This window comes from Streptomyces asiaticus (assembly GCF_018138715.1).
GTDB lineage: Bacteria > Actinomycetota > Actinomycetes > Streptomycetales > Streptomycetaceae > Streptomyces > Streptomyces asiaticus.
In genome coordinates this window covers 1,710,856-1,731,305 of the sequence record NZ_JAGSHX010000006.1, presented here as the reverse complement: position 1 = coordinate 1,731,305, position 20,450 = coordinate 1,710,856, and the positions used below count along the sequence as shown (strand labels likewise).

Sequence of the window (20,450 nt, the reverse complement as noted above, 5' to 3'; positions counted from 1 at the left end):
GGCCGTCCCGCCCCGATCCTCTCACCCCGCCGGGTGGTGCATGGAATCAACCGTGCCGGGTATGCATGACTCATGCATGAGGAGAGGGAACGTGTAGCGAATCTGCTGGGGGCCACGGCGCTGGCGATCACGGACGATCTGCTCGGCGCCCCGGCCGCCGCGTCCCGCCTGAGCATGAGCGCGGCCGCCGCGCTGATCGTGCTCCGCGCCGACCCCGGGGTGAGCGTGACCGAGCTCGGCCGCCGGGTGGGGCTGACCCAGTCCGCGGCGGTGCGGATGGTCGACGGGCTGGAGCGGGACGCCCTGGTCGAGCGGCGCCGCGGAATCGGCAACTGGACCGGGGTCCACCCCACCGCCAAGGGCCGGCGGACCGCGGGCCGGCTGCTGACCTCGCGGACCTCCCGGCTCACCGGGGTGCTGGACGGCCTCGGCGAGGCGGAGGTCCGCGACCTCGGCGCACTGCTGGCCACGCTGCTCGACGGGCTCTACCAGGGCAGCGGCTCGGCCGACCGGATGTGCCGGCTGTGCGACCGGAGCGCCTGCACCCCGGACGGCGTGGAGTGCCCGGTCGGGGCCGCGGACCGGGCGGCCGCCCGGACGGCGGCCGAGGACGGGGCCGGTACGGACCATGGGTGAGCTGCTGGCCGTCGCCTCGGCGCTCTGCTTCGGCACCACCCACTTCCTGAGCGGACTGGTCTCCCGCCACCGCCACGGGGTGACGGTCGCGGCCTGTGCCCAGGCGGGCGGCACGGTGGTCAGCCTGATCCCGGTGCTGCTCACTCAGGGCGCCAACGCCCCGCCGTCGGCCCTGGTCTGGGGCGCGCTCTCGGGGCTCGGCACCGGGGTGGGCGTGGCGTGCCTCTACTGGTCGATGAACCAGGGGCCGATGAGCGTCGTGGTGCCGGTCAGCGATGTCACGGCGGTAGGGCTGCCGGTACTGGCCGGGATCACCCTCCTCGGCGACCGGCCCTCGCCCCCGGCGCTCACCGGGATCGCGCTGGGGCTGCCCGCGCTCTGGCTGGTCTCGCGGGGTGAGCCGAGCGAGCCACGCGAGCCACGCGAGCCACGCGGGCCGCGTGAGCCGCACGAGCCACGGCCGGGGCACGGCCGGGGCACCAACCGGTCGCACCCGGCCGTCGTCCTGGCGCTGATCGCCGGGGTGGGCCTGGCGCTGCACTTCTTCGCGCTCGCCCGGATACCGGCCTCGGCCGGATGGTGGCCGGTGGTGGTCAGCCGGGCCGTGTCGGTGGCCGTCATCCTGGCGCTGTTCCCCGCGACCGGCGCCTCTTTGCGGCTGCCCCGCCGGGCGGCAGCCATGGCGGCGGTGGCGGGCGCGCTCGGCACCCTGGCGACGATCCTCTATCTGCTCGCCACCCGGCAGGAGTTGCTGTCCGTCGCCGTGGTGCTGTCCGCGCTCTATCCGGCGGTGCCGGTGCTGCTCGCGCTGACGTTCCTACGGGAGCGGATCACCCGGCCCCAGGCCGTCGGGCTGCTCGGCGCGGGGCTGGCGATCGGGCTGATCGCCCTCAACTGACGGCGTACCGCAGGTCCGACAGCGACGGCTGCGCTGTTCCCCTCCCCGCCCCTTTCCGCAGCATCGATATGCGGCTCCGCCGCGTGGCAGGGGCTTCGCCCCTAACTCCGGGGTCCAGGGGCGGAGCCCCTGGTAGCGGGAAGGGGCGGGGAGGGGAAAGACCCGCCGGACACCCCCGCCGCGCGAAAATCCGTGGACCGGCGTGCCGCCCGTACGCCACGATGACCGCCGCCCACCCCGCCCCCCCGGGGCCCCGCTCACACGAAAGGCCACCGTCGTCCGTATGAGCAGTGCACTCCACCAGCGCGCCGTCGTCGCCGACGCCCACAACGACCTGCTGATCGCCGTCACCGCCCGTCCGCCGCACCGCTGGGCGGGCTACTTCCGGGAGCGCTGGCTGCCGCAGCTGCGCGACGGCGGGGTGGATCTCCAGGTGCTGCCGGTCTTCATCGACGACCAGTTCCGCCCCGAGGGCGCACTGCGCGAGACGCTGCGGATGATCGAGTGCGCCCACACCCTCGCCGAGGGCAACGCCGACGAGGTACGGCTGTGCCTGGACGGCGACGACATCGACGCCGCGCTCGCCGACGGCCGGATCGCCCTGGTGCTGGCGCTGGAGAGCGCCCCCGGGTTGGACGCCAACGTCGAGCTCCTCCCGACCCTCCACCGCCTCGGGGTGCGTATCGCCTCGCTCGCCCACTGGGGGCGCACCGCCCTGGCCGACGGCAGCGGTGAGGACGCCGCCGGAAGCCGGCTCACCGAGGCCGGGGTCCGGGCGCTGAAGGAGATGGAGCGCCTGGGCATCCTCTTCGACGTCTCCCATCTCGGCGCCTCCGGGGTGGCCCATGTGCTGGAGCTGGCCACCCGCCCCGTGCTGGCCACCCACTCCTCCGCCCGCGCCCTGCTGGACCACCATCGCAACCTCACCGACGAGCAGCTGCGCGGGATCGCGGCCACCGGCGGCACGGTGTGCGTCAACTTCCTCGGCGAATTCCTGGCCACCGACCCGGCCGACCGCACCGTGGACCGGCTGGCCGATCACATCGTCCACATCGCCGAGGTGATCGGCGTCGGCCACGTGGGTCTGGGCCCGGACTTCATCAAAGAGGTCAGCGCGGACACCACCCCGCCCTGCTGCGAGGACGTCGAGTACGCCCGGCTGGTGGTCCCCGGCCTCGAAGGCCCCCGCGGACTGCCTCTGGTGACCGAGGCGCTGGTCCGAAGGGGCCTTCCGGAGGGGGACATCGAGAAGATCCTCGGCGGCAATGTGCTGGAGCTCTTCCGCAAGGAGCTGGGACGCCCCAACTGAGGTAGATGTGGCGCCTACCGCCCGGCGGCGCCCAGGAACGCGTCGATCGCGGCGAATGTGGCCTCCGGGGCCTCCCGGGTGGGCAGGTGCCCCGCCCCCGGGATCAGCTCGAAGCGCGCCCCGGGGATGGCGGCGGCGTACGCGCGGCCGTAGTCGGGCGGGACGACGGTGTCGTTCTCGCCCCACACCGCGAGGGCGGGCACCGTCACCCGGGCGAGCCGGTGCAGCAGCTTCGGGTCGGACTTCGTCGGCCCGGCGTAGGCCGCCAGCGCCTGGAGCGCCGCGGGCGAGGGCCCCCGGCGCGGGGCCGGTGCGCCTGAACCTTCCCCCGGCCCGGGGCCCTGGGCGGGCCCGGAGCCTTCCCCGGGTCCGGAGCCTTCCCCGGGTCCGGGGCCCTGACCGGGTCCGGGGCCCCGGCCAGGTCCGGGGGCCTGACCGGGCCCGGGGGCCTGACCGGGCCCGGGGCCCTGACCGGGCCCGGGGCCCTGACCGGGCCCGGAAGCCTCGCCGGGCGGCGGGCCGGGCGGGGCCGTGGGGAACCGCACCTCGTGCCCCTCGAGGCGCGGCCCGAACGCGCCCATGACGACCAGCCCGCCGATGCGGCGGCCCCGGTCGCGCACGGCCATCTCCGCGGCGATCCAGCCGCCGAACGAGCTGCCGAGGACCAGGACATCGCGCAGATCGCGGTCGTCCAGCAGATCCAGATACGTCTCGACGAGGTCGCCCACGCTCGCGAACCACTCGGGGCGCGGGGTGTCCTCCCAGCCCGGGTGAGTCGGCGCCAGCACCCGGGAGGTGGCGGCGAAGTGGTCCACCACGCCGTTCACACTGGCGGGCCCTGCGCCGCCGTGCAGGACGAGCACGGGGCGGCCCGCGCCCACGTCCCGCACCGTCAGGGGCAGACCGGGGTAGGGCTCAACGGTGAACCCGGTGAACCCGGTGAATTCGGTGGGCGTGCTCATCGGTCCGCACCTCCGGCGGTCATCGTGGTGAAGGCGTCCCGCATGATCCGCAGGGCGTCCGGCTGGAAGAAGTCGACGAGGTGGTCGGCCGATTGTGTGGCCGCCGCCTCGGCGCGCGGGAACATGGCTGTCTCGTAGGCGTGCAGAGCCGTCTCCAGGTCGTCGTGGGCGGCCAGGGCGAGGGCGAGTTCCGCGCCGTCGAGCATGGCGAGGTTGGCGCCCGCCCCGGCGAAGGGGGACATCAGATGGGCGGCGTCGCCCAGGAGCGTGATGCCGGGCACCCGGTCCCAGCGGTGGCCGATGGGCAGGGCGTGGATGGGCCGGGGGACGAGCGGGCCGTCGCTGTCGGCGATCAGCGCGCGCAGCCCCTCGTCCCAGTCGGGGAAGAGGTCCAGCAGCCGCTTCCTGGCCGCCGCCGGGTCCGCCGGGTCCGCCGGGTCCGCCGGGTCGATGAGACCCGAACGGCTCCACTCCTCCGGCGCCTTGACCGCGGTGTAGACGCGGATCCGGCCGCCGCCGTTGCGCTGGGCGAACAGCCCCTTCTCGTCCGCGAGGGCGAACATGGAGCCCCGGCCCACGAGTTCGGCCACGGCCGGGTGCCGGGTGTCCACGTCGTTCAGGAGACCGTCGACGAATGACACCCCGGTGTAGACCGGATCGGCGTCGGACAGCAGGGGCCGGACCCTGGACCACGCCCCGTCCGCGCCGACCAGCACATCCGCCTCGACGGTCGTGCCATCGGCCAGGGTGAGCGCGGGTCGCCCCGCCGCGCCGAGGGCGGCCGCCTTGACCTTCTGGCCCCAGCGGACGGTCCCCTCCGGCAGTGAGCCCAGCAGCAGCTCCTTCAGCACCCTGCGGTCGATCTCGGGACGGTCGTTGCCGTCACCGTCCCGCGGCGGGGGGATGTGGAAGCCGACGTCGGCGTGCTTGCCGAGCAGACGCAGCTCCCCGCCCTCGGGGCGGCTCAGCGGCCGGAACTCCTCGAGCAGCCCGGCGTGCAGCAGCGCCCGCTGGCCGGACTCCTCGTCCAGGTCCAGCGTGCCGCCCTGGTCGCGTGCGGTCGCCGACGCGTCCAGCTCGTAGACGGTCGAGGGGATGCCGTGGATGTGCAGGACGCGCGCCAGCGTCAGCCCTCCCGGCCCCGCTCCGACGATGGCGATACGGCGCTTCCGGCGGTTACGGCGTTGTGTGGACATGGCGATGGATGCCTCCCTGGGCCTCCCTGGCTCGGCGCGGGGGCGCCGCGGATGGAGGGAGCGTAAGGTGACGAACGCGTTCGTGGCAAACGCGTTCGTGACGAACATGTTCGTCGACCGGTACGATGGCGCCATGACAGCGCACCCCACCGCCCCGCGGAGCCGCCGGGAACGTCCGGCGAAACCGGCCCTGACCCGGGAAGGCATCATCGCCACCACGGTCGACCTCATGCGTGCCGAGGGCCTGGAGCGGGTGACGATGCGCCGCCTGGCCAAGGAGCTGGACACCGGGCCGGCGTCGCTCTACGTCTACGTGCGCAACATGGCGGAGCTGCACGCGGCCGTCCTGGACGAGCTCCTCGGAGCCGTCGACCTGAGCCCGGCGACGGCGGACGGAGAGTGGCGCGACCGGCTGGTGCGGATCCTCACCTCGTACACCTCGGTGCTGTTCGAGTACCCCGGTCTCGCCCAGTCCGCCCTGGTGGCCCGCCCCTTCGGCAAGCACTATCTGAAGCTGCTGGAGGCGCTGCTGGCACTGCTGGACGAGGGCGGCCTCGAGCCCGACCGGGCCGCGTGGCTGGTCGATCTGCTGCTCCAGTTCGCCACCGCGACCGCGGCCGAACACGCCCACCGGGCCCCCGGCGACACCGCCCAGAGCGAGGCGGACTGGCAGGCGCTCGCCACGGTGGTGCGGGACGTCTCACCGCGGACCCATCCGCATATCGCCGCGCTCGGCCCGCGGCTGCTCTCCGGGTCCCCCCAGGACCGGCTGGCCTGGGGCTTCGACGTCCTCATCGCCGGGGCGCGGCACGCTCCGCTGCCGGAGGTGCTCGCCCCGTCCCCGGCGGACACCGAGCACTGAGGAGGGAGCTCAATCCGCGTCTGCCGGGCGCGGAGCGCCCGCACGGCCGAGGCGACCCTGCGTGCCTGCAACCGTGCCGCCACCTACGCCTCCACCGTCGCCTTCACCAAGGATGTCAAGGACCGCAACGGTTTGCAGAAGGAGGCGTACGCGGATTCAAAGGCGGCCTTCGGGCTGTCCGCGCAGCCAGTGGTCCGGACGGTGAAAAAGGTCCTTGACGCCTACGCAAGCCGCCAGGCAGGTGAACGACCGCATCAGCAAGGAGATCGTGTCCGTCGCCCAACGCACCGGTCGCGGGATCGCCGTCGAGGCACTCGGCGGGATCCGCGAGCGGGTACGGCTACGGGGCGACCAGCGGGTCATCCTCGTTCGTGGAGGTGGACGCGCGCCATATCTCGCAGCGCTGTCCGCGCTGCGGCCACACCGAGCGCGCCAACCGGCCTGACCGGGACCATTTTCGCTGTCGTCGGTGCGGGCTCGCTGGTCCGGCCGATGTCGTCGCCGGGGGTCAACGTGCGCGATCGCGCACGCTCGGCGTGGGTGTTTGTCACCGCACCCGCACCCTCCCCCTGAACCGCAAGGGGGAGGGTGGATGCGCCCCGTAACCGTCCTGTCGTAGGGGACAGTCGGGAGCGCGACGAGGCGTGAACGACGGAGCGCGCAAGCTCGACCGTTCACGGCCGAGAAGGCGACGTTGCTCCACACCACGGTGGTCGGGCTATTCTCGCTGCCTGGTGCGAAATGCCCCGAACGTGTCGGTCGTCCGGTCCCACCCCTCTACTTCACCCAATAGCGGATGTTGCGGAACCGGGCCTCGGCCCGGCCGCTGCCGTGGTGATAGACGCCGTTCTTGAAGTAGCGCGTGGCCGGTCCCCGGTCGTCGACCGTCAGCACCAGCTTGTCGTCGGCGTAGACCTGGATCTTTCCGGCGTCCGCGTCATGGGCCACCTTCAGGTTCCACCAGGTGTTGTAGATACCGGTCTTGATGACGGCGTCCGTATAGCGCTTGAGCGTCCCGCCGTTCGCGCTGGACGCCCGCAGCATGATGTCGGTGGCCGGTGTTCCGCTGGGGTGCTTGCCCCGCAGGATCTGCATGATGTCCGCGCCGTTCGTCCCGGACGGCACATACACATCGGCGTCCCACATGTGCTTCCCCGAGGAGTACTCCTGCTTCCACCGCATTTCGGTGCGCGGATCGGTGTCGCTGCCCTCTTCGAGCGGCTCGTCCGTGGAGTTCACCCACATGGTGTGGGTCTTCGTGCTCGAGTTGTAGCTGTAGCGCTCGCTCAGGTCGAGGTTCCACGGCTTGTGCATCGAGTATGTGAACGACGTCTGCGTCCATCCATCGGTCGGCGACGCCGCGGACTCCTTCGCCGCGGCCGTCCCTCCGGATGCGACTCCCGCCGACAGGACCCCGGCGAGCGCGGCGAACGCCAGGGCCGCCCTGAAGCGGGGGGAGCGTCTGGTGCGTAATGCGGGCATATTGGCCCACCTCCGGTCTGTTCCGTTCCCGTGTTGGATCATGGTCTAGACCAAGAGTCAAGGTAGGGCAGAGTTGATGGTGTGTCCATATCAATGAACAGGATTCATGACTATGGCGGCGAGCGCGGTGGGCCGGGTCACCTCCGCCGCAGCGCCTTCACCATGACCAGCTCCCTGGTCACGCCGTCGGCCAGCAGATCCCCCGGCTCCCGGGTGGCGGCGAAACCATGCCGCTCGTAGAGGGCGATCGCCGGTGCGTTGCCCGGGAGCACCGCCAGCCGCAGCGCCGTGGCGCCCGTCCGCAGGGCCCAGGCCTCGACCGCCGCGATCAGCCGCCCGCCGACACCGTGGCCGCGCGCCTCGGGGCTGACCCAGACCGACCTCAGCTCCGGCGGCCGCCCGTCCCCGTCCCCGGGCATGCCGCCCGCCATCCCGACCGCCCGGCCGTCCAGCAGGGCCACGACGTGGTAGGCGTCCGGCATCTCCAGCCGGGCGCGCCACCGCTCCTCGCCGCCGCGGTGCCAGTCGGCGAGCCGGGACGTGAAGGCGTGCGGCGCCTCGGCCAGCGCGGTCCGCCGGACGTCCCGCCACAGCGGCCAGTCGTCCGTCGTGACCACCCGCAGCCGCACCATGCCGCCCAGTCTCCCGCACCGCCGGGTCGCGGCCGAGCACCGTCGCCCCGAGGGGAGATGGCCGGGTTCATCCCGCTGTGCCATGCTTTGAGGAGAGGCGCCATCCCTTTCGAGGGGGCGCGGCAGCGAAGGCCCCGCCGGTGGTCATGACCGGTCGCCGCGCGGAGGCCGATCAGGGGCCCGGGTACGCCCGCGAGACCGGCGGTCCACGCACGGAGGCGGTGCAGGCGTGCTGTGACCGGGCATGTGCTGACGTTCACGGGGACCGCGTTGGTGGCTGTCTACGTGCTGGACGCGGAGGGTGTCGAGCTGCGGTTGGCCGAGACGGTGCGCGGCGCCGGACGGTCGTACGCGCTGCCGGCCCGCTACCCGCTGTCCGGGCGCTCGCCCGTCGCCGACGCCTTCCGCGCCGGGCGCCCCCTGTGGCTGACCCCCACCGAACTCGCCGCCTACGGCCCCATCGGCCCCACCACGCCCGAGACCCCCACCACGCCCGGCGTCTCACTGGGGGCGCTGCCGCTCGGCGGGGACGGCAAGGGGCTGGGGTGTCTGGTGGTGGTGGACGAGGCACCCGGCGGGATCGACGCCGACCGCCGCGGCTTCATCGAGCTCTACGCCCACCATGTGGCCGCCGGGGTCGAGGCGGCCGGGCCGCAGGCGCTCACCCAGCGGCGGCCCGAACTGCCCGGCCTCACCCTGGACCGGCTGCGGGTCGGCTCGTTCGTCCTGTACCTCGACAGCGGGCGGATGACCGCCGACACCCAGGTGCTCGATCTCTTCGGCATTCCCGCGGAGGACTTCGACGGACGGGTGGAGACCCTGCTGGCGGTCGCCGTCCCGGACGACATCCCCGCCCTGATGTCGGTCCTGGAGCCCGACCTGCTCACCTCCGGCACCGCACAGCTGGAGTTCCGGATCCGCCGGCCCAACGGGGAGCTGCGCTGGCTGGGCCTGCGCGCCCGGGTCGAGACGGCGGCGGACGGCACGCCCCGGCGCATGCTCGGCGTGATCGCGGAGACCTCGTATCTGCGACCCACCGCCGACGAGGTGTCCCTGGTGCAGCGGCTGTCCGCCGCCCTGGCCGGGGCCACCACCGTCCGCGATGTGGGGCGGGCCGTGGTCGGCGCGCTGCGCGATCCGCTCGGGGCGGGCCGGCTCGCGGTCGCCGAACTCCAGGCCGATCAGCTGGTGGTCGGCGTCCTCGCCCCCGCCGAACCGGCCGCCTGGCCCGAGGTGTGGCGCGCCGCCTGGCGCTCCGAATGGCCCGAGCTGCCCAGCCATGCCCTGCCCACGCTGGCGGAGGCGCTGCGGGAGGGGCAGGTCAGCATCTGGCCCGAGGGCGCCGATCTCGAACCCGGGCTCGGCGGTATCGGCCCCGGCGGCCTCGCCGTCCTCCCGCTCCCGGCGGACGGCCGGATCGTCGGCGTATGCCTGATCGGCTGGGAGGAGCGGCATGAGTTCGGCCCGGAGGAGCGCTCGCTGCTGACGGCGACCGCCGGTCTGGTGGGGCAGGCCCTGGTGCGCGCCCACGCGCTGGACGCCGAGCACGAGCTGGCCACCATGCTCCAGCGCAGCCTGCTGCCCCGGAAGCTGCCGGAGCTGCCCGGCGGGGTGGCCGTCACCCGCTATCTGCCCGCCACGATGGGGCTGGAGGTGGGCGGCGACTGGTACGACGTCATCCCGCTGCCGGATGGCCATGTGGCGCTGGTCATCGGGGATGTGCAGGGCCACAGCGCCGCGGCCGCCACGATCATGGGCCAGATGCGCACCGCCATCCGGGCCTACGCGGTGGAGGGCCACCCACCCGATGTGGTCGTGGCGCACGCCAACCGCCTCCTCGTCGGCATGGAGACCGATCTCTTCGCGACCTGCTGCTACGCCGACCTCGACATGGAGGAGGGCGAGGCGTGGTTCGTCCGGGCCGGACACATCCAGCCGCTGCTGCGCCAACCGGACGGCACCACCGCGGAGCTCGACGTCGAGGGCGGCCCGCCGCTGGGCGTGGTCGCCGACGCCGAGTTCCCGATGACCGCGGCCGGGCTGTCCTCCGGCACCCTGATCGCCCTGCTCACCGACGGCCTGGTCGAGTCCGCCCGGCTCGACCTGGACGACGGGGTGCGCCGGGCCTGCCAGGCGCTCGGCCGCGCCGACCCGTCCGACCCCGGCGGGGTGGCGGACGCGCTGCTCGGCGGGGACAGCCGCCGGGACGACGACGTGGCGCTGCTGTTGCTGCGCTACGACGGGATGCGGGTACGGCCCACCCGGGCGAGCTGGACGGTGTGGCGGCTGCCCGACGCGGTGATGCACGCCCGCCGCTTCACCGCGCGCACCCTGCGCAACTGGGGGGTGGAGGATGAGATGGACGTGGCCCTGCTGGTCACCTCCGAGCTGGTCACCAACGCACTGGTGCACACCCGGGGCGAGGTGCGGCTGAATCTGACGCTGACCGCGGACCGGCTGCGGATCGCGGTGAACGACCCCTCGCCGCGTACCCCCGTCAAACCGACGACCGTGGACTGGGAGGCCACCGGCGGGCGGGGGCTGCTGCTGATCGAGGCGATGTCGCAGACCTGGGGCTCGGTGCCGCTGAGCGGGGGCAAGCAGGTCTGGGGCGAGATCAACTTGTCGTCCCCGCGGGAGGAGTCCCCGGGCGCGGCCCGGGAAGGGCCTCCGGAAGTGCCTCCGGAAGGGCACACGGACCGGCCCGGGGAACAGACCCCGGAAGGGCTCACGGACCGGTCTCCGGTGGAGCTCCCGGAAGGCCCGGGGAGGAAGGGGCCGAGGAGGAGGGCGAGGCGATGAGCCGTTCCCGTACGCGCTGGGCGATGAGCCGTTCCCGTACGCGTTCCCGGGCGCACCCCCCGACCCGTTCCCGCACGCGGTCCCACACCTGTTTCCCTACGCGCGATCGTCTCCGCGCGGCCATCGCCGTCGCGGTGGGCCTCGTCCTGACCGTGTCCCTCGCCGCCTGCGGCAAGGCGGCCCAGCTCGGCGAGACGATGAGCGTTGCCGGGACCCACCGCCATAGGTCCCTGCACATCGGCCTGCTGCTCCCGGAGAACGAGATCGTCCGTTTCGAGCGCTTCGACAGGCCCCTGATCCAGCGGCGGGTCAAGGAGCTGTGCTCGCGCTGCACGGTGAGCTACTCCAGCGCCCAGCACGATCCGGCCGCCCAGCGCTTCCAGATCGAAGCCATGATCACCAACGGGATCGATGTGCTCATCCTGGACGCCGTGGACACCAAGGCCGTCCGTCACTCCGTGGTCCAGGCCCACCGCGCCCATGTCCCGGTCATCGCCTACGACCGCCTCGCGGAGGGGCCCATCTCCGGCTATGTCTCCTTCGACGGCGGAGGCGTCGGCAGGCTCCAGGGCGAGGCGCTGCTGAGGGCCCTCGGCCCGAAGGCCAGGAGCAGCCAGATCGTCATGATGAACGGCTCGTCGACCGACCCCAACGCGGGCTGGTTCGAACGGGGCGCGCGGTCCGTCCTCCGGGGCAAGGTCAAGATCGCCAAGTCCTACGAGACCGTCGGCTGGCGCCCGGAGAACGCCAACCGCAACATGTCCGCCGCCATCGCCGTCCTGGGCCCCTACGGCATCGACGGCGTCCTCGCCGCCAACGACGGCCTGGCCTCGGGCGTCATCACCGCCCTCAAGGCGGCCCGGATCCATCCGATCCCCCCGGTCACCGGCCAGGACGCCGAGGTCGCGGGCATTCAGCGGATCGTCGCGGGCGAGCAGTACATGACCGTCTACAAGCCGTTCAAGCCCGAGGCGTACACCGCCGCGGAGATGGCCATCGCGGTGGGACGCGGCCAGTCGCTCAGCAAGATCACCAAGCAGCGGGTCAACAGCGCGAGTGCCCGTGACATCCCCGCGGTGCTGCTCGAGCCGGTGGCCGTGACCGTGCACACCATCAAGAGCACCGTCATCAAGGACGGTCTGTATCGCGTCGATCAGATATGCACCAAGAAGTACGCGGATGACTGCCGCAAGGCCGGGCTCGTCGACCGGGACGGCTCACCGCACGACGCGGAATGAAGGGAGGCGCGGATGGCCCGACCGTCGGCCCCGCCCCTGCTGGCGCTGAGTGGCGTCTTCAAGCGCTTCGGCGCGGTCCAGGCGCTCACGGACGTCGAGCTGGAGATCCACGCCGGTGAGGTCATCGCCCTGGTGGGCGACAACGGCGCGGGGAAGTCCACCCTGGTCAAGGTGATCGCGGGCGTCGAACCGGCCGACACGGGCACCCTCGAATGGCGGGGCCGCCCCATCCACATCGGCCGCCCGCACGACGCCCAGCACCTCGGGATCGCCACCGTCTACCAGGACCTGGCGCTCTGCGACAACCTCGACGTCGTCGGCAATCTCTTCCTCGGCCGCGAGATCACCCGGATCGGTGTCCTGGACGAGGTGGAGATGGAGCGCCGCACCCGCGATCTGCTGGCCACCCTCTCCATCCGCATCCCCGATGTCCGCAGGCCCGTCGCGTCCCTCTCCGGCGGCCAGCGGCAGACCGTCGCCATCTCCCGGGCGCTGCTCGGCGCACCGAACCTGGTGATGCTGGACGAGCCCACCGCCGCCCTCGGCATCGAGCAGACCGCCCAGGTCCTGGATCTGGTGGAACGGCTGCGTGAGCGCGGGCTCGGGGTGCTGCTGATCAGCCACAACCTGGGCGACGTCAAGGCCGTCGCGGACTGGGTCGCGGTGCTGCGCCTGGGCCGCAACAACGGGTTCTTCGACGTCACCACCACCTCCCAGGAGCAGATCGTCTCCTCCATCACCGGCGCGTCCGACAACGCGGTCACGCGGCGCGTGGCGCGGGAGGGGGAGCTGTGAGCATCCCCGGCGGATCCCGCGCCCACGGCGCGGAGCGCTTCACCGACGTGTTCGGGCGCCGAGTGGGCGGCGGTACGTTCGGCGCCGTCCCGGTCCTGCTCGGGCTGCTCGCGATCTGGATCACCTTTCAGGTCCTCAACCCGTACTTCCTCTCCCCGCGCAACCTCTCCAACCTCAGCGTGGACATCGTCGGCACCGGCATGATCGCGGTCGGCGTGATCTTCGTGCTGCTGATCGGCGAGATCGATCTGTCGGTGGGCTCGGTGAGCGGCCTGGCCTCTGCCCTGTTCGCCGTGTTGAACGTCAACTTCGGCATGCCCGAACCGCCCGCCATCATCCTGGGCGTCCTCTGCGGTACGGCGGTCGGCTTCGTCCACGGCTTCTTCACGGCGGTGGTGGGCGTCCCCGCGTTCGTGGTCACCCTCGCCGGACTGCTGGGGTGGTACGGCCTGATGCTCTCCATCATGGGCGAGTACGGCACCATCAACCTCGACGATCAGGGCCTGGTCGCCCAGCTGACCAACTACTACTTCTCCGACGTCGCCGCCGCCTACGCCCTGGCGGCGGTCGGCACCGCCGGGTACTTCCTCACCGCCTGGCGCGACGTCAAGCGCCGCCGCGCCGCCGGAGTGCCCACCCGCGCCCCGGTCTGGATCGGCGTCCGCACGGGCGTGCTCGCGGTGCTCGCCTTCGCCGCCGCGTATGTGCTCAACCAGTTCCAGGGCCTGCCGCTCGCCCTCCTGATCTTCGTGATCGTCCTCGTCATCCTCGACCACGTCCTGCGCCGCTCGGCCTACGGCCGGATGATCTTCGTCCTGGGTGGCGGCGTCGAGGCGGCCCGCCGCGCCGGGATCAATGTGGCCTGGGTGCGCACCTCCGCGTTCATGATGTCGGGCACCATGGCCGCCATCGGCGGCCTCTTCCTGGCCTCCCGGATCAACTCGGTCAGCCAGACCTCGGTCTCCACCGACCTGCTGATGAACGCCATCGCGGCGGCCGTCATCGGCGGCACGAGCCTCTTCGGCGGCCGTGGCAGCACGTGGTCCGCGCTGCTGGGTGTGCTCGTCATCCAGTCGATCGCCTCGGGCGTGGCCCTCATGGACATCCAGACCGCCGTCCAGTTCATGATCACCGGCGGTGTGCTGCTGCTCGCCGTCGTGGTCGACTCGCTCTCCCGCCGGGCGCAGAGGGCCCACGGCCGGGCCTGATTTCCGGTGCGGGTTCATTCGCACTAAGGAGTCCTTGCAGAATGATCTTCGTGTGGCACGGTGGAGGGGTAGGTGACCTCGTTCTTCAGGAGTGAGGATGGCTCAGCGGAAGCCGTGGGAGATCAGTGACGAGCTGTGGGCGGTGATCGAACCGCTTCTGCCCAGGCACGAACGCCGTTACCGGTATCCGGGGCGCAAGCGGATCGATGACCGCAAGACGCTGCAGGGCGTGTTGTTCGTGCTCTACACCGGAATCCAGTGGGAGTTTCTACCCCAGGAGTTGGGCTTCGGTTCGGGACCTACCTGCTGGCGGCGGCTGGCCGAGTGGCAGGCGGCCGGTGTCTGGGGCGAGCTTCAGCAGGTGCTGTTGGACCGGTTGCGGGCGGCGGACCGGCTGGACTTCTCCCGTGCCACGATCGATGCGTCTCACGTGCAGGCCAAGCGGGGGCGAAGCCGCCCAAAAGTCGGCCCGAGTCCGGTTGACCGCGCACGGCCGGGCTCGAAACACCATGTCCTGACCGACGGGAACGGTATCCCGCTGCGGGTGTCGCTGACCGGCGCCCACCGCAACGACGTCACCCAGCTCCTGCCCCTGGTCGATGACCTGCCGCCGGTACGGGGGAAGCGGGGCCGGCCCCGCCGCAAACCGCGGGCGGTGTACGCCGACCGCGGGTACGACCACGACATCTACCGTCGACGGCTCCGCGAGCGGAACATCACCCCGAAGATCGCGCGTCGCGGGCAGGCCCACGGCTCGGGGCTCGGCCGGGTCCGCTGGGTCGCCGAATCCGCCATCGCCCATCTCCACGGCCCTCGCCGCTTACGCATGCGCTGGGAGACCCGGGACGACATGCACGACGCGTTCCTCCAACTCGCTCAGTGCATGGCCCTCACCCGCAGACTCCCAGCTTTCTGAAAGCAGTCCTAAGCCGTCGTCGTTCTGGCGGTGACCGCCGCGGTGCTGCTCGGCGCCGCGTGCTGGCACCTCGCCACGCTCTTTCTCGCCGTTACGCCGGACAACCCGGTCAAGAGCCGGTATGCACATCTGATCAACGGGCATGTCTATCCGGAATTCACTCAGGGCTGGCAGCTGTTCGCGCCCGAGCCGCTCCATGAGAACGTCATCGTGGAGGCCAGGGTGCGCACCGCCCGGGATTCCGGAAATCCCCACACGGGGCAATGGGCCGACCTGACGACTCAGGACGTCGAGGCCATCCGGCACACAGTCGGCGGGACGTACCGTTCGGCACCCGGGGACTTCTCTTCGCCGCATATATCAAGCGGATCGCCCTTCAGCGCCTCGAAGGGCGACTTGGCGGTGAGCGGGCCGTCGCCGTGCAGGTGCGTGTCACCGCCAGGCCGGTGGCCCCGCCCCGCTGGAGCGACCGGGCGTCGTCCGCGCAGAGTGCCCGCCACCGTACGTTGCCATGGTGGCCGGTGAAGGACCGGGACCGCAGGGGACTGTGACATGAGCATCGACCACCTCGGCCACCCCCCGACACGGCCCGCCACCGCTCCTTCGGCGGGTGCCGTCCATGGGCGATGGCGGCAGGCGGTGGCGAGGCTGATCGCCTTCGCCTGCGATGCGCATGCGCGGTATCAGTGCGCCCTGTTCCGCATCGGCCTGAGCGGACTCGTCCTGGCCTATCTGCTGCGGGAATGGCCGCACCGCCGGGTGCTCTACGGGGACCGCAGCCCCTGGGCGCTGGACCTGGCGGCCCGCCTGGTCGCGGAGAACCACGCCTTCACCGTGCTCACCTGGAGCGCCGGACGCTGGTGGTTCGAATGCGTCTACCATGGCGCGATCCTGGTGGCGGCCCTGCTGATGCTCGGCTGGCGGACCCGGGCCACCTCGGTCCTCTTCCTGCTCGCCGTTCTCTCGCTCCAGAACCGCAACCCCCTCATCGGGGACGGCGGGGACAACGTGATCGGCGTGATGGCCATCTACCTCGCCTTCACCCAATGCGGAACCGTCTGGTCCCTCGACGCCCGCCGCGCCCGCCGCAACCGCCGGGCCGGGCGCGTCGACCGGGCCGGGTTCGTGATGTGGCAGATCCTCGGAGTGGTCCTGCTGTGGGTGTCGGACGGCTTCCAGGGAACCGCCTGGGCGGCGGTCCTGTGGGCGGCTTGGGTCTGCCAGGGCCTCTGGTACGCGGCCCGCCGATGGTCACGGGGAGCGTGGTCGCGCGAACTGCTCGACGCGGCCGTCACGATGCTGCACAACTGCGCGATGCTCGTGATCGCGGCCCAGATCTGTCTCATCTACGCCACGGCGGGCTGGTACAAGGTCCAAGGCACCCGCTGGCAGGACGGCAGCGGGCTCCACTACGCCCTGCACCTCGACTACTTCAGCCCCTGGCCCGGCCTCGGCAGCCTGCTCGCGAGCCATATGCTCCTGATCGTCCTGCTGAGCTATGGGACCGTCGTGATGCAGGTCGCGTTCCCCTTCCTGCTCGGCTACCGACGCCTCAAGACCGCGCTGCTGGCGGTGATGATCCTCGAACACGCCGGAATCGCCGTCCTGCTCGGCCTGCCCTTCCTGTCGGCCGCGATGGTCGTCTGCGACGCGGTGTTCCTGCCGACGGCTCTGCTCAGGCCGTCGCGAAGGTCAGGAAGTCGGCCCAAGCGGTAGCGGGTATGCGGAGGTGGGGGCCGTCGGGGTTCGTGGAGTCCCGTATGTGGACGGTGGCGGGGGTGGGGGTGGTGGCGACCTCGACGCACTGGCCGCCGGTGTTGTCGCTGTAGCTCGACTTGTGCCAGTCGTAGGCGACCTCGATGCACTCGCCACCGCTGGAATCGCTGTAGCTGCTCTTGAACCACACAAGGTTGCTCATAGATCACCCATCAACTGCTCGATGATGCCTACGGTTTCCTCGGGCCCGAGGGCCTGGGACCTGATCATGGCATAGCGCCGGGCCAAGACGCCCACCTCGTCGGGCTTCGACATCAGGATGCTCTTCCCGTGGCCCTCCAAGTAGGCCACGGGAGTTTCGTCTGGCATCTCGATGACAGTCATTGGCCCTTGCAGGCCAGCATGCCCGGCACGGCTCGTCGGCATAAGCTGGATGACAACGTTGGGTCGGCTCGCGCACTCGACGAGATGCGTGTACTGGGCGTGCATGGCTTCCGCCCCGCCGATCTGTCGACGCAGTGCCGCCTCCTCAAGGACGACGTTGATCACCGCCATTGGCTTGCGCTCGAGCAACGATTTGCGCTCCATGCGCGCTTCGGTTAGTTGCTCGACCTCGTCCGCGTCGAGCGGAGGGAACGCACATAGGAGCACCTCGCGTGCGTAGCCCTCAGTTTGCAGAAGCCCATGGATCAGCTGTGTGCAGTACGACGAGACGCTGAGCGCGGCCTGCTCCAACTGAACGAAGCCCTGAAAGTGGGCCGGGTAGCGCTCAAGCCGCAAGTACTTGATCGCAGACCGAAGCAACCCGCCCGCGTCCAGTGCCTTCTCGGCCGCGTCGATGAACTCGTCCGTCGGCGGCTTCGCGCATGTCTCCACGGCGCTCACCGCCGATCCCGTGTAGTTCATGAGCGCACCCAACTCGTCCTGGGTCAGCCCCGCCCGTTCCCGCAGAAGCCGCAGGACAGCGGCGAAGTACTGCACGGTCGGCGGAGCGGAGTCCTTCTTCTTCGACTGGGCCACGCGGACCACCCCCTCAACAACTCTCAACGCCAATCAACCTGTGTTCGACCAGAGTTGTCGGTCGCCGCAGTCGACGCTCTGTTACTGGTGAAGGTAGCCGCCTGCACTGACAGTGGGAGCATGAACGCGGAAAGTCACGATGTAAACCCACTCCATGGCTGGAAGCAGAGGTTTACGCCCGTCCCCCTGTCCATCCCCCACGCCCGCCGCGCCGCCGATGCCGCTCTCCGCGCCTGGGGCCTGGACCGGAGCTCGGCGGCCCTGGTCCTCCTGGTCGTCTCCGAGCTGGCGACCAACGCCGTGCGCCATGGACGCGTACCGGGGCGGTACTTCGAGGTGCGTATCGCATACGACGCAGAAAAAACGGTCGGGGTCGAGGTGTCCGACCCCCGGGAGGGGCACCCTGCCCTGGCGGACCCGACACCGGACGACGAATCCGGACGCGGCCTGGCGATCGTGGACGCGCTCGCCGAGGCGTGGGGTGTCCGGGAGCGCATCGTCGGCAAAACGGTCTGGGCCCGAATCCGCCTCTAGCGGTGCTCGGTTGGGCGCGGCGCCGTCTCGCGCCTTCGGCGCAGTGTGAGCATGGGTCGGGGGTGCCGGGGCCGGGGCCGCGTCGCCGGCCGCCGGGCCGGTGGGGGCGGGGCGAGTGGCGGCATCCGGGCTCGGGGGTCGGGGCCGATCCGGACTGCGGGCCTGGCCCCTCCGGGTACCCCTCTCAAAAACACTTGATCTGGCGCAACTAATAAGTCAAGCAATCTCCAGAGGGGTACCCCACCCCCGGCGGAGTTGTCCGGCGTCGACCCGAGCCCCCGACTGCGGAAGCCGCCACCGGGCCCGACCTCCCACCGGCCCGGCGGCCGGCGACGCGGCCCGCGCCCCCCACCTGCCGCCCCCATGCTCAAACTGCGCCGAAGGCGCGAAACGGCGCCGCAGGCAACCAACGACCCCAGTCCGGTACTCACTCCGGTACTCACCCCGGTACTCACTCCAGCACATGCCGCAGATAGCTCTGCGGATCGGCGAGATACCGGCGCCAGTGATCGACCAGAGCCAACTCGCTCCAGGCCGCCCGCCGCATCCCGTGCTCGCCGACCTCGACGATGTCCGCACCGGGCAACGCCGTCAGCAGCGGCGAATGCGTCGCGCAGATGACCTGCCCGCCGTTCTTCACCAACTCTTCCATGTGGCCCAGCAGTTCGAGACACGAGGCGAAGGAGAGCGCAGCCTCCGGCTCGTCCATGACGTACAGCCCGGGCTGGAGGAACTTGCCCCGGAGCGCCGCGAGGAACCCCTCGCCGTGGCTGACCGAATGCGGGCGGAAACCCTCCCGGTGCAGCGCGTCCAACGCGGTCTCGGCGCGCAGGAAGAACCCCTTGCGCGCCGCCCAACTGCCCAGCATCCGCCGCCCGCGCGGCGCCGCGTCGAAGCGGATCCGCTCACCCAGCGCCGACTTGGGGCGGTGGCTGGCGTATTGCCAGTCGTGCGAGCCGCCGTAGGGGTCCAGCCCGAACCCCTCCGCGAGCGCCTCCACCAGCGTCGACTTGCCCGACCCGTTCTCCCCGACGAGAAACGTCACGGGCGCGGTGAACCGCAACCCGTCTGCCAGCAACCCCCGCACACACGGCACGGACCAGGGCCACTTCTCCTCCTCACGCGAGCCCGGGTCAATGTGTGCGTACGCACGTTCGATAATCATCGCCCGAGTCTCTCACGTGACGCTCCAGTTCCTCGCGGAGCCGGGCGAGCGTGCGGTGCAGTGTGCTTTTGACCGTTCCGGCCGACACGCCGAGGGCGACGGCCGTCTCCTCCGTGGACATCTGCTCCCAGTACCGCAGCAGGACCACACTGCGCTGCTTCGGGGAGAGCGCCCTCATGACCTCCATCAACAGAGCCCGGTCGGCGTGCTGCTCGGTGTCGTCCTCGATGCTCGTGTCCGGCAACTGCTCAGTGGGGACCTCCCGCAGCTTTCTGGCCCGCCACCATTCGGTTCGAGTATTGATCATGACTCGGCGCAGATAGGCGTCGGCGAGCTGCTTGTCCGCTATGCCGGCCCAGCGGTCGTACGTTCGTGCGAGCGCTGTCTGTAGAAGGTCCTGAGCGTCGAACGGGTCGGCGATCAGGCGCCGGGCGGTGCGCAGCAGAGCGTCGTGCCGACTTCGTACGTATTCCTCGAATTCCAGCGCCTCGCCATGGTGCTCGCGCACGTTCACGTGGGGCTCCTTTCCGCTGCGCGCGGGCGCCCGGCTGTGCCGGGCGCCCGCGCTGCTCCGGGATTGGTGCACGTCGGCCGCGTTCAGATGCCCTTGCCGCAGTGCCAGGAGGCGTCGCCCCAGCTGAGGTTGGCGATGCACACCCGGGACTTGTAGCCCGTGTGGTCCCAGTAGTAGCCGGTCGAGTCCTTGTCCGTACCGTTGTCCGGGACGATGTGCTGATCGGAGATCATGTTGTACGCCCCGCCGTTGTGCTCGCGCTCCAGGATCATGGCGCAGCGGGTGCCGTTCCAGGACTGGACGAGCCCCTGGGCGAACCAGTGACCGTCGGTCTTCTTGGTGTTCATCCAGCCCTTGCAGGCGCCCCGCGTGACGACCGAGTCGGGCTCGTATCCGTCGATGTGGACGCCGTGCCGCGCCGACGCGACGGTCACCGGCCGGTCCGTACTCACGGCATGGGCCGGAGCCGCCAGTGCGAGTCCGCCGGCCAGGGCCGTAGTCACCGCCGCCAAGGCAATGCTCTTGTGTGCGTTCACGATCTTGTCCTCTCTTCATGAGCCAGGCC

Annotated in this window: 21 protein-coding genes and 1 pseudogene; 13 read left to right on the top strand and 9 right to left on the bottom strand. The window is 71.3% G+C overall.

Annotated features, from left to right (window positions below; genetic code table 11):
• Nucleotides 1-72 precede the first annotated feature (72 nt).
• The 3 genes from KHP12_RS15010 (at nucleotide 73) to KHP12_RS15000 (ending at nucleotide 2,843) form a co-directional block, all read left to right on the top strand.
• Nucleotides 73-636: a MarR family winged helix-turn-helix transcriptional regulator gene (locus KHP12_RS15010; RefSeq protein ID WP_211833050.1), complete on the top strand. Its 564-nt coding sequence runs from the start codon at nucleotides 73-75 to the stop codon at nucleotides 634-636.
• A complete protein-coding gene (locus KHP12_RS15005) occupies nucleotides 629-1,534 on the top strand; it encodes a DMT family transporter (protein ID WP_211833049.1) in 906 nt (301 codons plus the stop codon). Before KHP12_RS15010 ends, KHP12_RS15005 begins: the two co-directional genes overlap by 8 nt.
• 283 nt (nucleotides 1,535-1,817) lie before the next feature.
• Nucleotides 1,818-2,843 (top strand): dipeptidase, encoded by a 1,026-nt coding sequence (locus tag KHP12_RS15000; protein ID WP_211833048.1) that lies wholly within the window; start codon nucleotides 1,818-1,820, stop codon nucleotides 2,841-2,843.
• Between the two features lie 14 nt (nucleotides 2,844-2,857).
• Here KHP12_RS15000 and KHP12_RS51055 read toward each other — a convergent pair whose 3' ends face one another.
• Together KHP12_RS51055 and KHP12_RS14990 are read right to left on the bottom strand one after the other, a co-directional pair.
• Nucleotides 2,858-3,805: an alpha/beta fold hydrolase gene (locus tag KHP12_RS51055; RefSeq protein WP_246648571.1), complete on the bottom strand. Its 948-nt coding sequence runs from the start codon at nucleotides 3,803-3,805 to the stop codon at nucleotides 2,858-2,860.
• Nucleotides 3,802-5,001, bottom strand: a complete 1,200-nt coding sequence (locus KHP12_RS14990; protein WP_086881081.1) for an FAD-dependent oxidoreductase — start codon at nucleotides 4,999-5,001, stop codon at nucleotides 3,802-3,804. The genes KHP12_RS51055 and KHP12_RS14990 overlap by 4 nt, the downstream gene beginning before the upstream one ends.
• Before the next feature lie 133 nt (nucleotides 5,002-5,134).
• On the opposite strand from KHP12_RS14990, the gene KHP12_RS14985 reads away from it, so the two are divergent.
• On the top strand, nucleotides 5,135-5,863 hold the full coding sequence (locus tag KHP12_RS14985; RefSeq protein ID WP_086881088.1) for a TetR/AcrR family transcriptional regulator: 729 nt from the start codon (nucleotides 5,135-5,137) through the stop codon (nucleotides 5,861-5,863).
• 371 nt (nucleotides 5,864-6,234) lie between these two features.
• Nucleotides 6,235-6,468, top strand: coding sequence for a zinc ribbon domain-containing protein (locus tag KHP12_RS51050; RefSeq protein ID WP_308289401.1), 234 nt, complete (start codon nucleotides 6,235-6,237; stop codon nucleotides 6,466-6,468).
• Between the two features lie 172 nt (nucleotides 6,469-6,640).
• Here the strand turns inward: KHP12_RS51050 and KHP12_RS14975 are convergent, their stop codons facing one another.
• Nucleotides 6,641-7,345, bottom strand: a complete 705-nt coding sequence (locus tag KHP12_RS14975) for a polysaccharide lyase family protein (protein ID WP_051574037.1) — start codon at nucleotides 7,343-7,345, stop codon at nucleotides 6,641-6,643.
• Between the two features lie 137 nt (nucleotides 7,346-7,482).
• A complete protein-coding gene (locus tag KHP12_RS14970; RefSeq protein ID WP_086881082.1) occupies nucleotides 7,483-7,977 on the bottom strand; it encodes a GNAT family N-acetyltransferase in 495 nt (164 codons plus the stop codon).
• Between the two features lie 234 nt (nucleotides 7,978-8,211).
• Between KHP12_RS14970 and KHP12_RS14965 the strand changes: the two genes are divergently transcribed.
• The 7 genes and pseudogenes from KHP12_RS14965 to KHP12_RS14940 all read left to right on the top strand — a co-directional run bounded on the left by KHP12_RS14965 (nucleotide 8,212) and on the right by KHP12_RS14940 (nucleotide 16,652).
• A complete protein-coding gene (locus KHP12_RS14965) occupies nucleotides 8,212-10,779 on the top strand; it encodes a SpoIIE family protein phosphatase (RefSeq protein ID WP_308016782.1) in 2,568 nt (855 codons plus the stop codon).
• A gap of 134 nt (nucleotides 10,780-10,913) precedes the next feature.
• Nucleotides 10,914-12,017 (top strand): sugar ABC transporter substrate-binding protein, encoded by a 1,104-nt coding sequence (locus tag KHP12_RS14960; RefSeq protein WP_244203320.1) that lies wholly within the window; start codon nucleotides 10,914-10,916, stop codon nucleotides 12,015-12,017.
• Between the two features lie 12 nt (nucleotides 12,018-12,029).
• Nucleotides 12,030-12,812: an ATP-binding cassette domain-containing protein gene (locus KHP12_RS14955; RefSeq protein ID WP_086885259.1), complete on the top strand. Its 783-nt coding sequence runs from the start codon at nucleotides 12,030-12,032 to the stop codon at nucleotides 12,810-12,812.
• Nucleotides 12,809-14,020 carry a sugar ABC transporter permease gene (locus tag KHP12_RS14950; protein WP_211833047.1) on the top strand — a complete coding sequence of 404 codons (1,212 nt, stop codon included), beginning with the start codon at nucleotides 12,809-12,811 and terminating at the stop codon, nucleotides 14,018-14,020. Before KHP12_RS14955 ends, KHP12_RS14950 begins: the two co-directional genes overlap by 4 nt.
• Before the next feature lie 97 nt (nucleotides 14,021-14,117).
• The gene (locus KHP12_RS14945) at nucleotides 14,118-14,936 is read left to right on the top strand and encodes an IS5 family transposase (protein ID WP_211833046.1); all 819 of its coding nucleotides are present in this window, start codon (nucleotides 14,118-14,120) and stop codon (nucleotides 14,934-14,936) included.
• Nucleotides 14,937-14,966: 30 nt separating this feature from the next.
• Nucleotides 14,967-15,487: pseudogene (locus tag KHP12_RS53375) on the top strand (DUF5819 family protein).
• Nucleotide 15,488: 1 nt separating this feature from the next.
• Nucleotides 15,489-16,652, top strand: coding sequence for an HTTM domain-containing protein (locus KHP12_RS14940; RefSeq protein WP_211833045.1), 1,164 nt, complete (start codon nucleotides 15,489-15,491; stop codon nucleotides 16,650-16,652).
• Here the strand turns inward: KHP12_RS14940 and KHP12_RS14935 are convergent.
• Together KHP12_RS14935 and KHP12_RS14930 are read right to left on the bottom strand one after the other, a co-directional pair.
• The gene (locus KHP12_RS14935) at nucleotides 16,612-16,854 is read right to left on the bottom strand and encodes a DUF397 domain-containing protein (RefSeq protein ID WP_210610089.1); all 243 of its coding nucleotides are present in this window, start codon (nucleotides 16,852-16,854) and stop codon (nucleotides 16,612-16,614) included. The two genes, KHP12_RS14940 and KHP12_RS14935, sit on opposite strands and share 41 nt — an antisense overlap.
• Nucleotides 16,851-17,672 carry a helix-turn-helix domain-containing protein gene (locus tag KHP12_RS14930; protein WP_086886516.1) on the bottom strand — a complete coding sequence of 274 codons (822 nt, stop codon included), beginning with the start codon at nucleotides 17,670-17,672 and terminating at the stop codon, nucleotides 16,851-16,853. Before KHP12_RS14930 ends, KHP12_RS14935 begins: the two co-directional genes overlap by 4 nt.
• A 120-nt stretch (nucleotides 17,673-17,792) precedes the next feature.
• Here KHP12_RS14930 and KHP12_RS14925 point away from each other — a divergent pair, with 120 nt between their 5' ends.
• A complete protein-coding gene (locus KHP12_RS14925) occupies nucleotides 17,793-18,206 on the top strand; it encodes an ATP-binding protein (RefSeq protein ID WP_211833044.1) in 414 nt (137 codons plus the stop codon).
• 451 nt (nucleotides 18,207-18,657) lie between these two features.
• Here KHP12_RS14925 and KHP12_RS14920 read toward each other — a convergent pair whose 3' ends face one another.
• The 3 genes from KHP12_RS14920 to KHP12_RS14910 all read right to left on the bottom strand — a co-directional run bounded on the left by KHP12_RS14920 (nucleotide 18,658) and on the right by KHP12_RS14910 (nucleotide 20,421).
• Nucleotides 18,658-19,371: an AAA family ATPase gene (locus KHP12_RS14920; RefSeq protein ID WP_086884978.1), complete on the bottom strand. Its 714-nt coding sequence runs from the start codon at nucleotides 19,369-19,371 to the stop codon at nucleotides 18,658-18,660.
• The gene (locus KHP12_RS14915; protein ID WP_211833043.1) at nucleotides 19,340-19,885 is read right to left on the bottom strand and encodes a SigE family RNA polymerase sigma factor; all 546 of its coding nucleotides are present in this window, start codon (nucleotides 19,883-19,885) and stop codon (nucleotides 19,340-19,342) included. The genes KHP12_RS14920 and KHP12_RS14915 overlap by 32 nt, the downstream gene beginning before the upstream one ends.
• Nucleotides 19,886-19,968: 83 nt before the next feature.
• Entirely contained in the window at nucleotides 19,969-20,421 is a 453-nt protein-coding gene (locus KHP12_RS14910) for a hypothetical protein (RefSeq protein ID WP_143678370.1), read from the bottom strand.
• Nucleotides 20,422-20,450 lie beyond the last annotated feature (29 nt).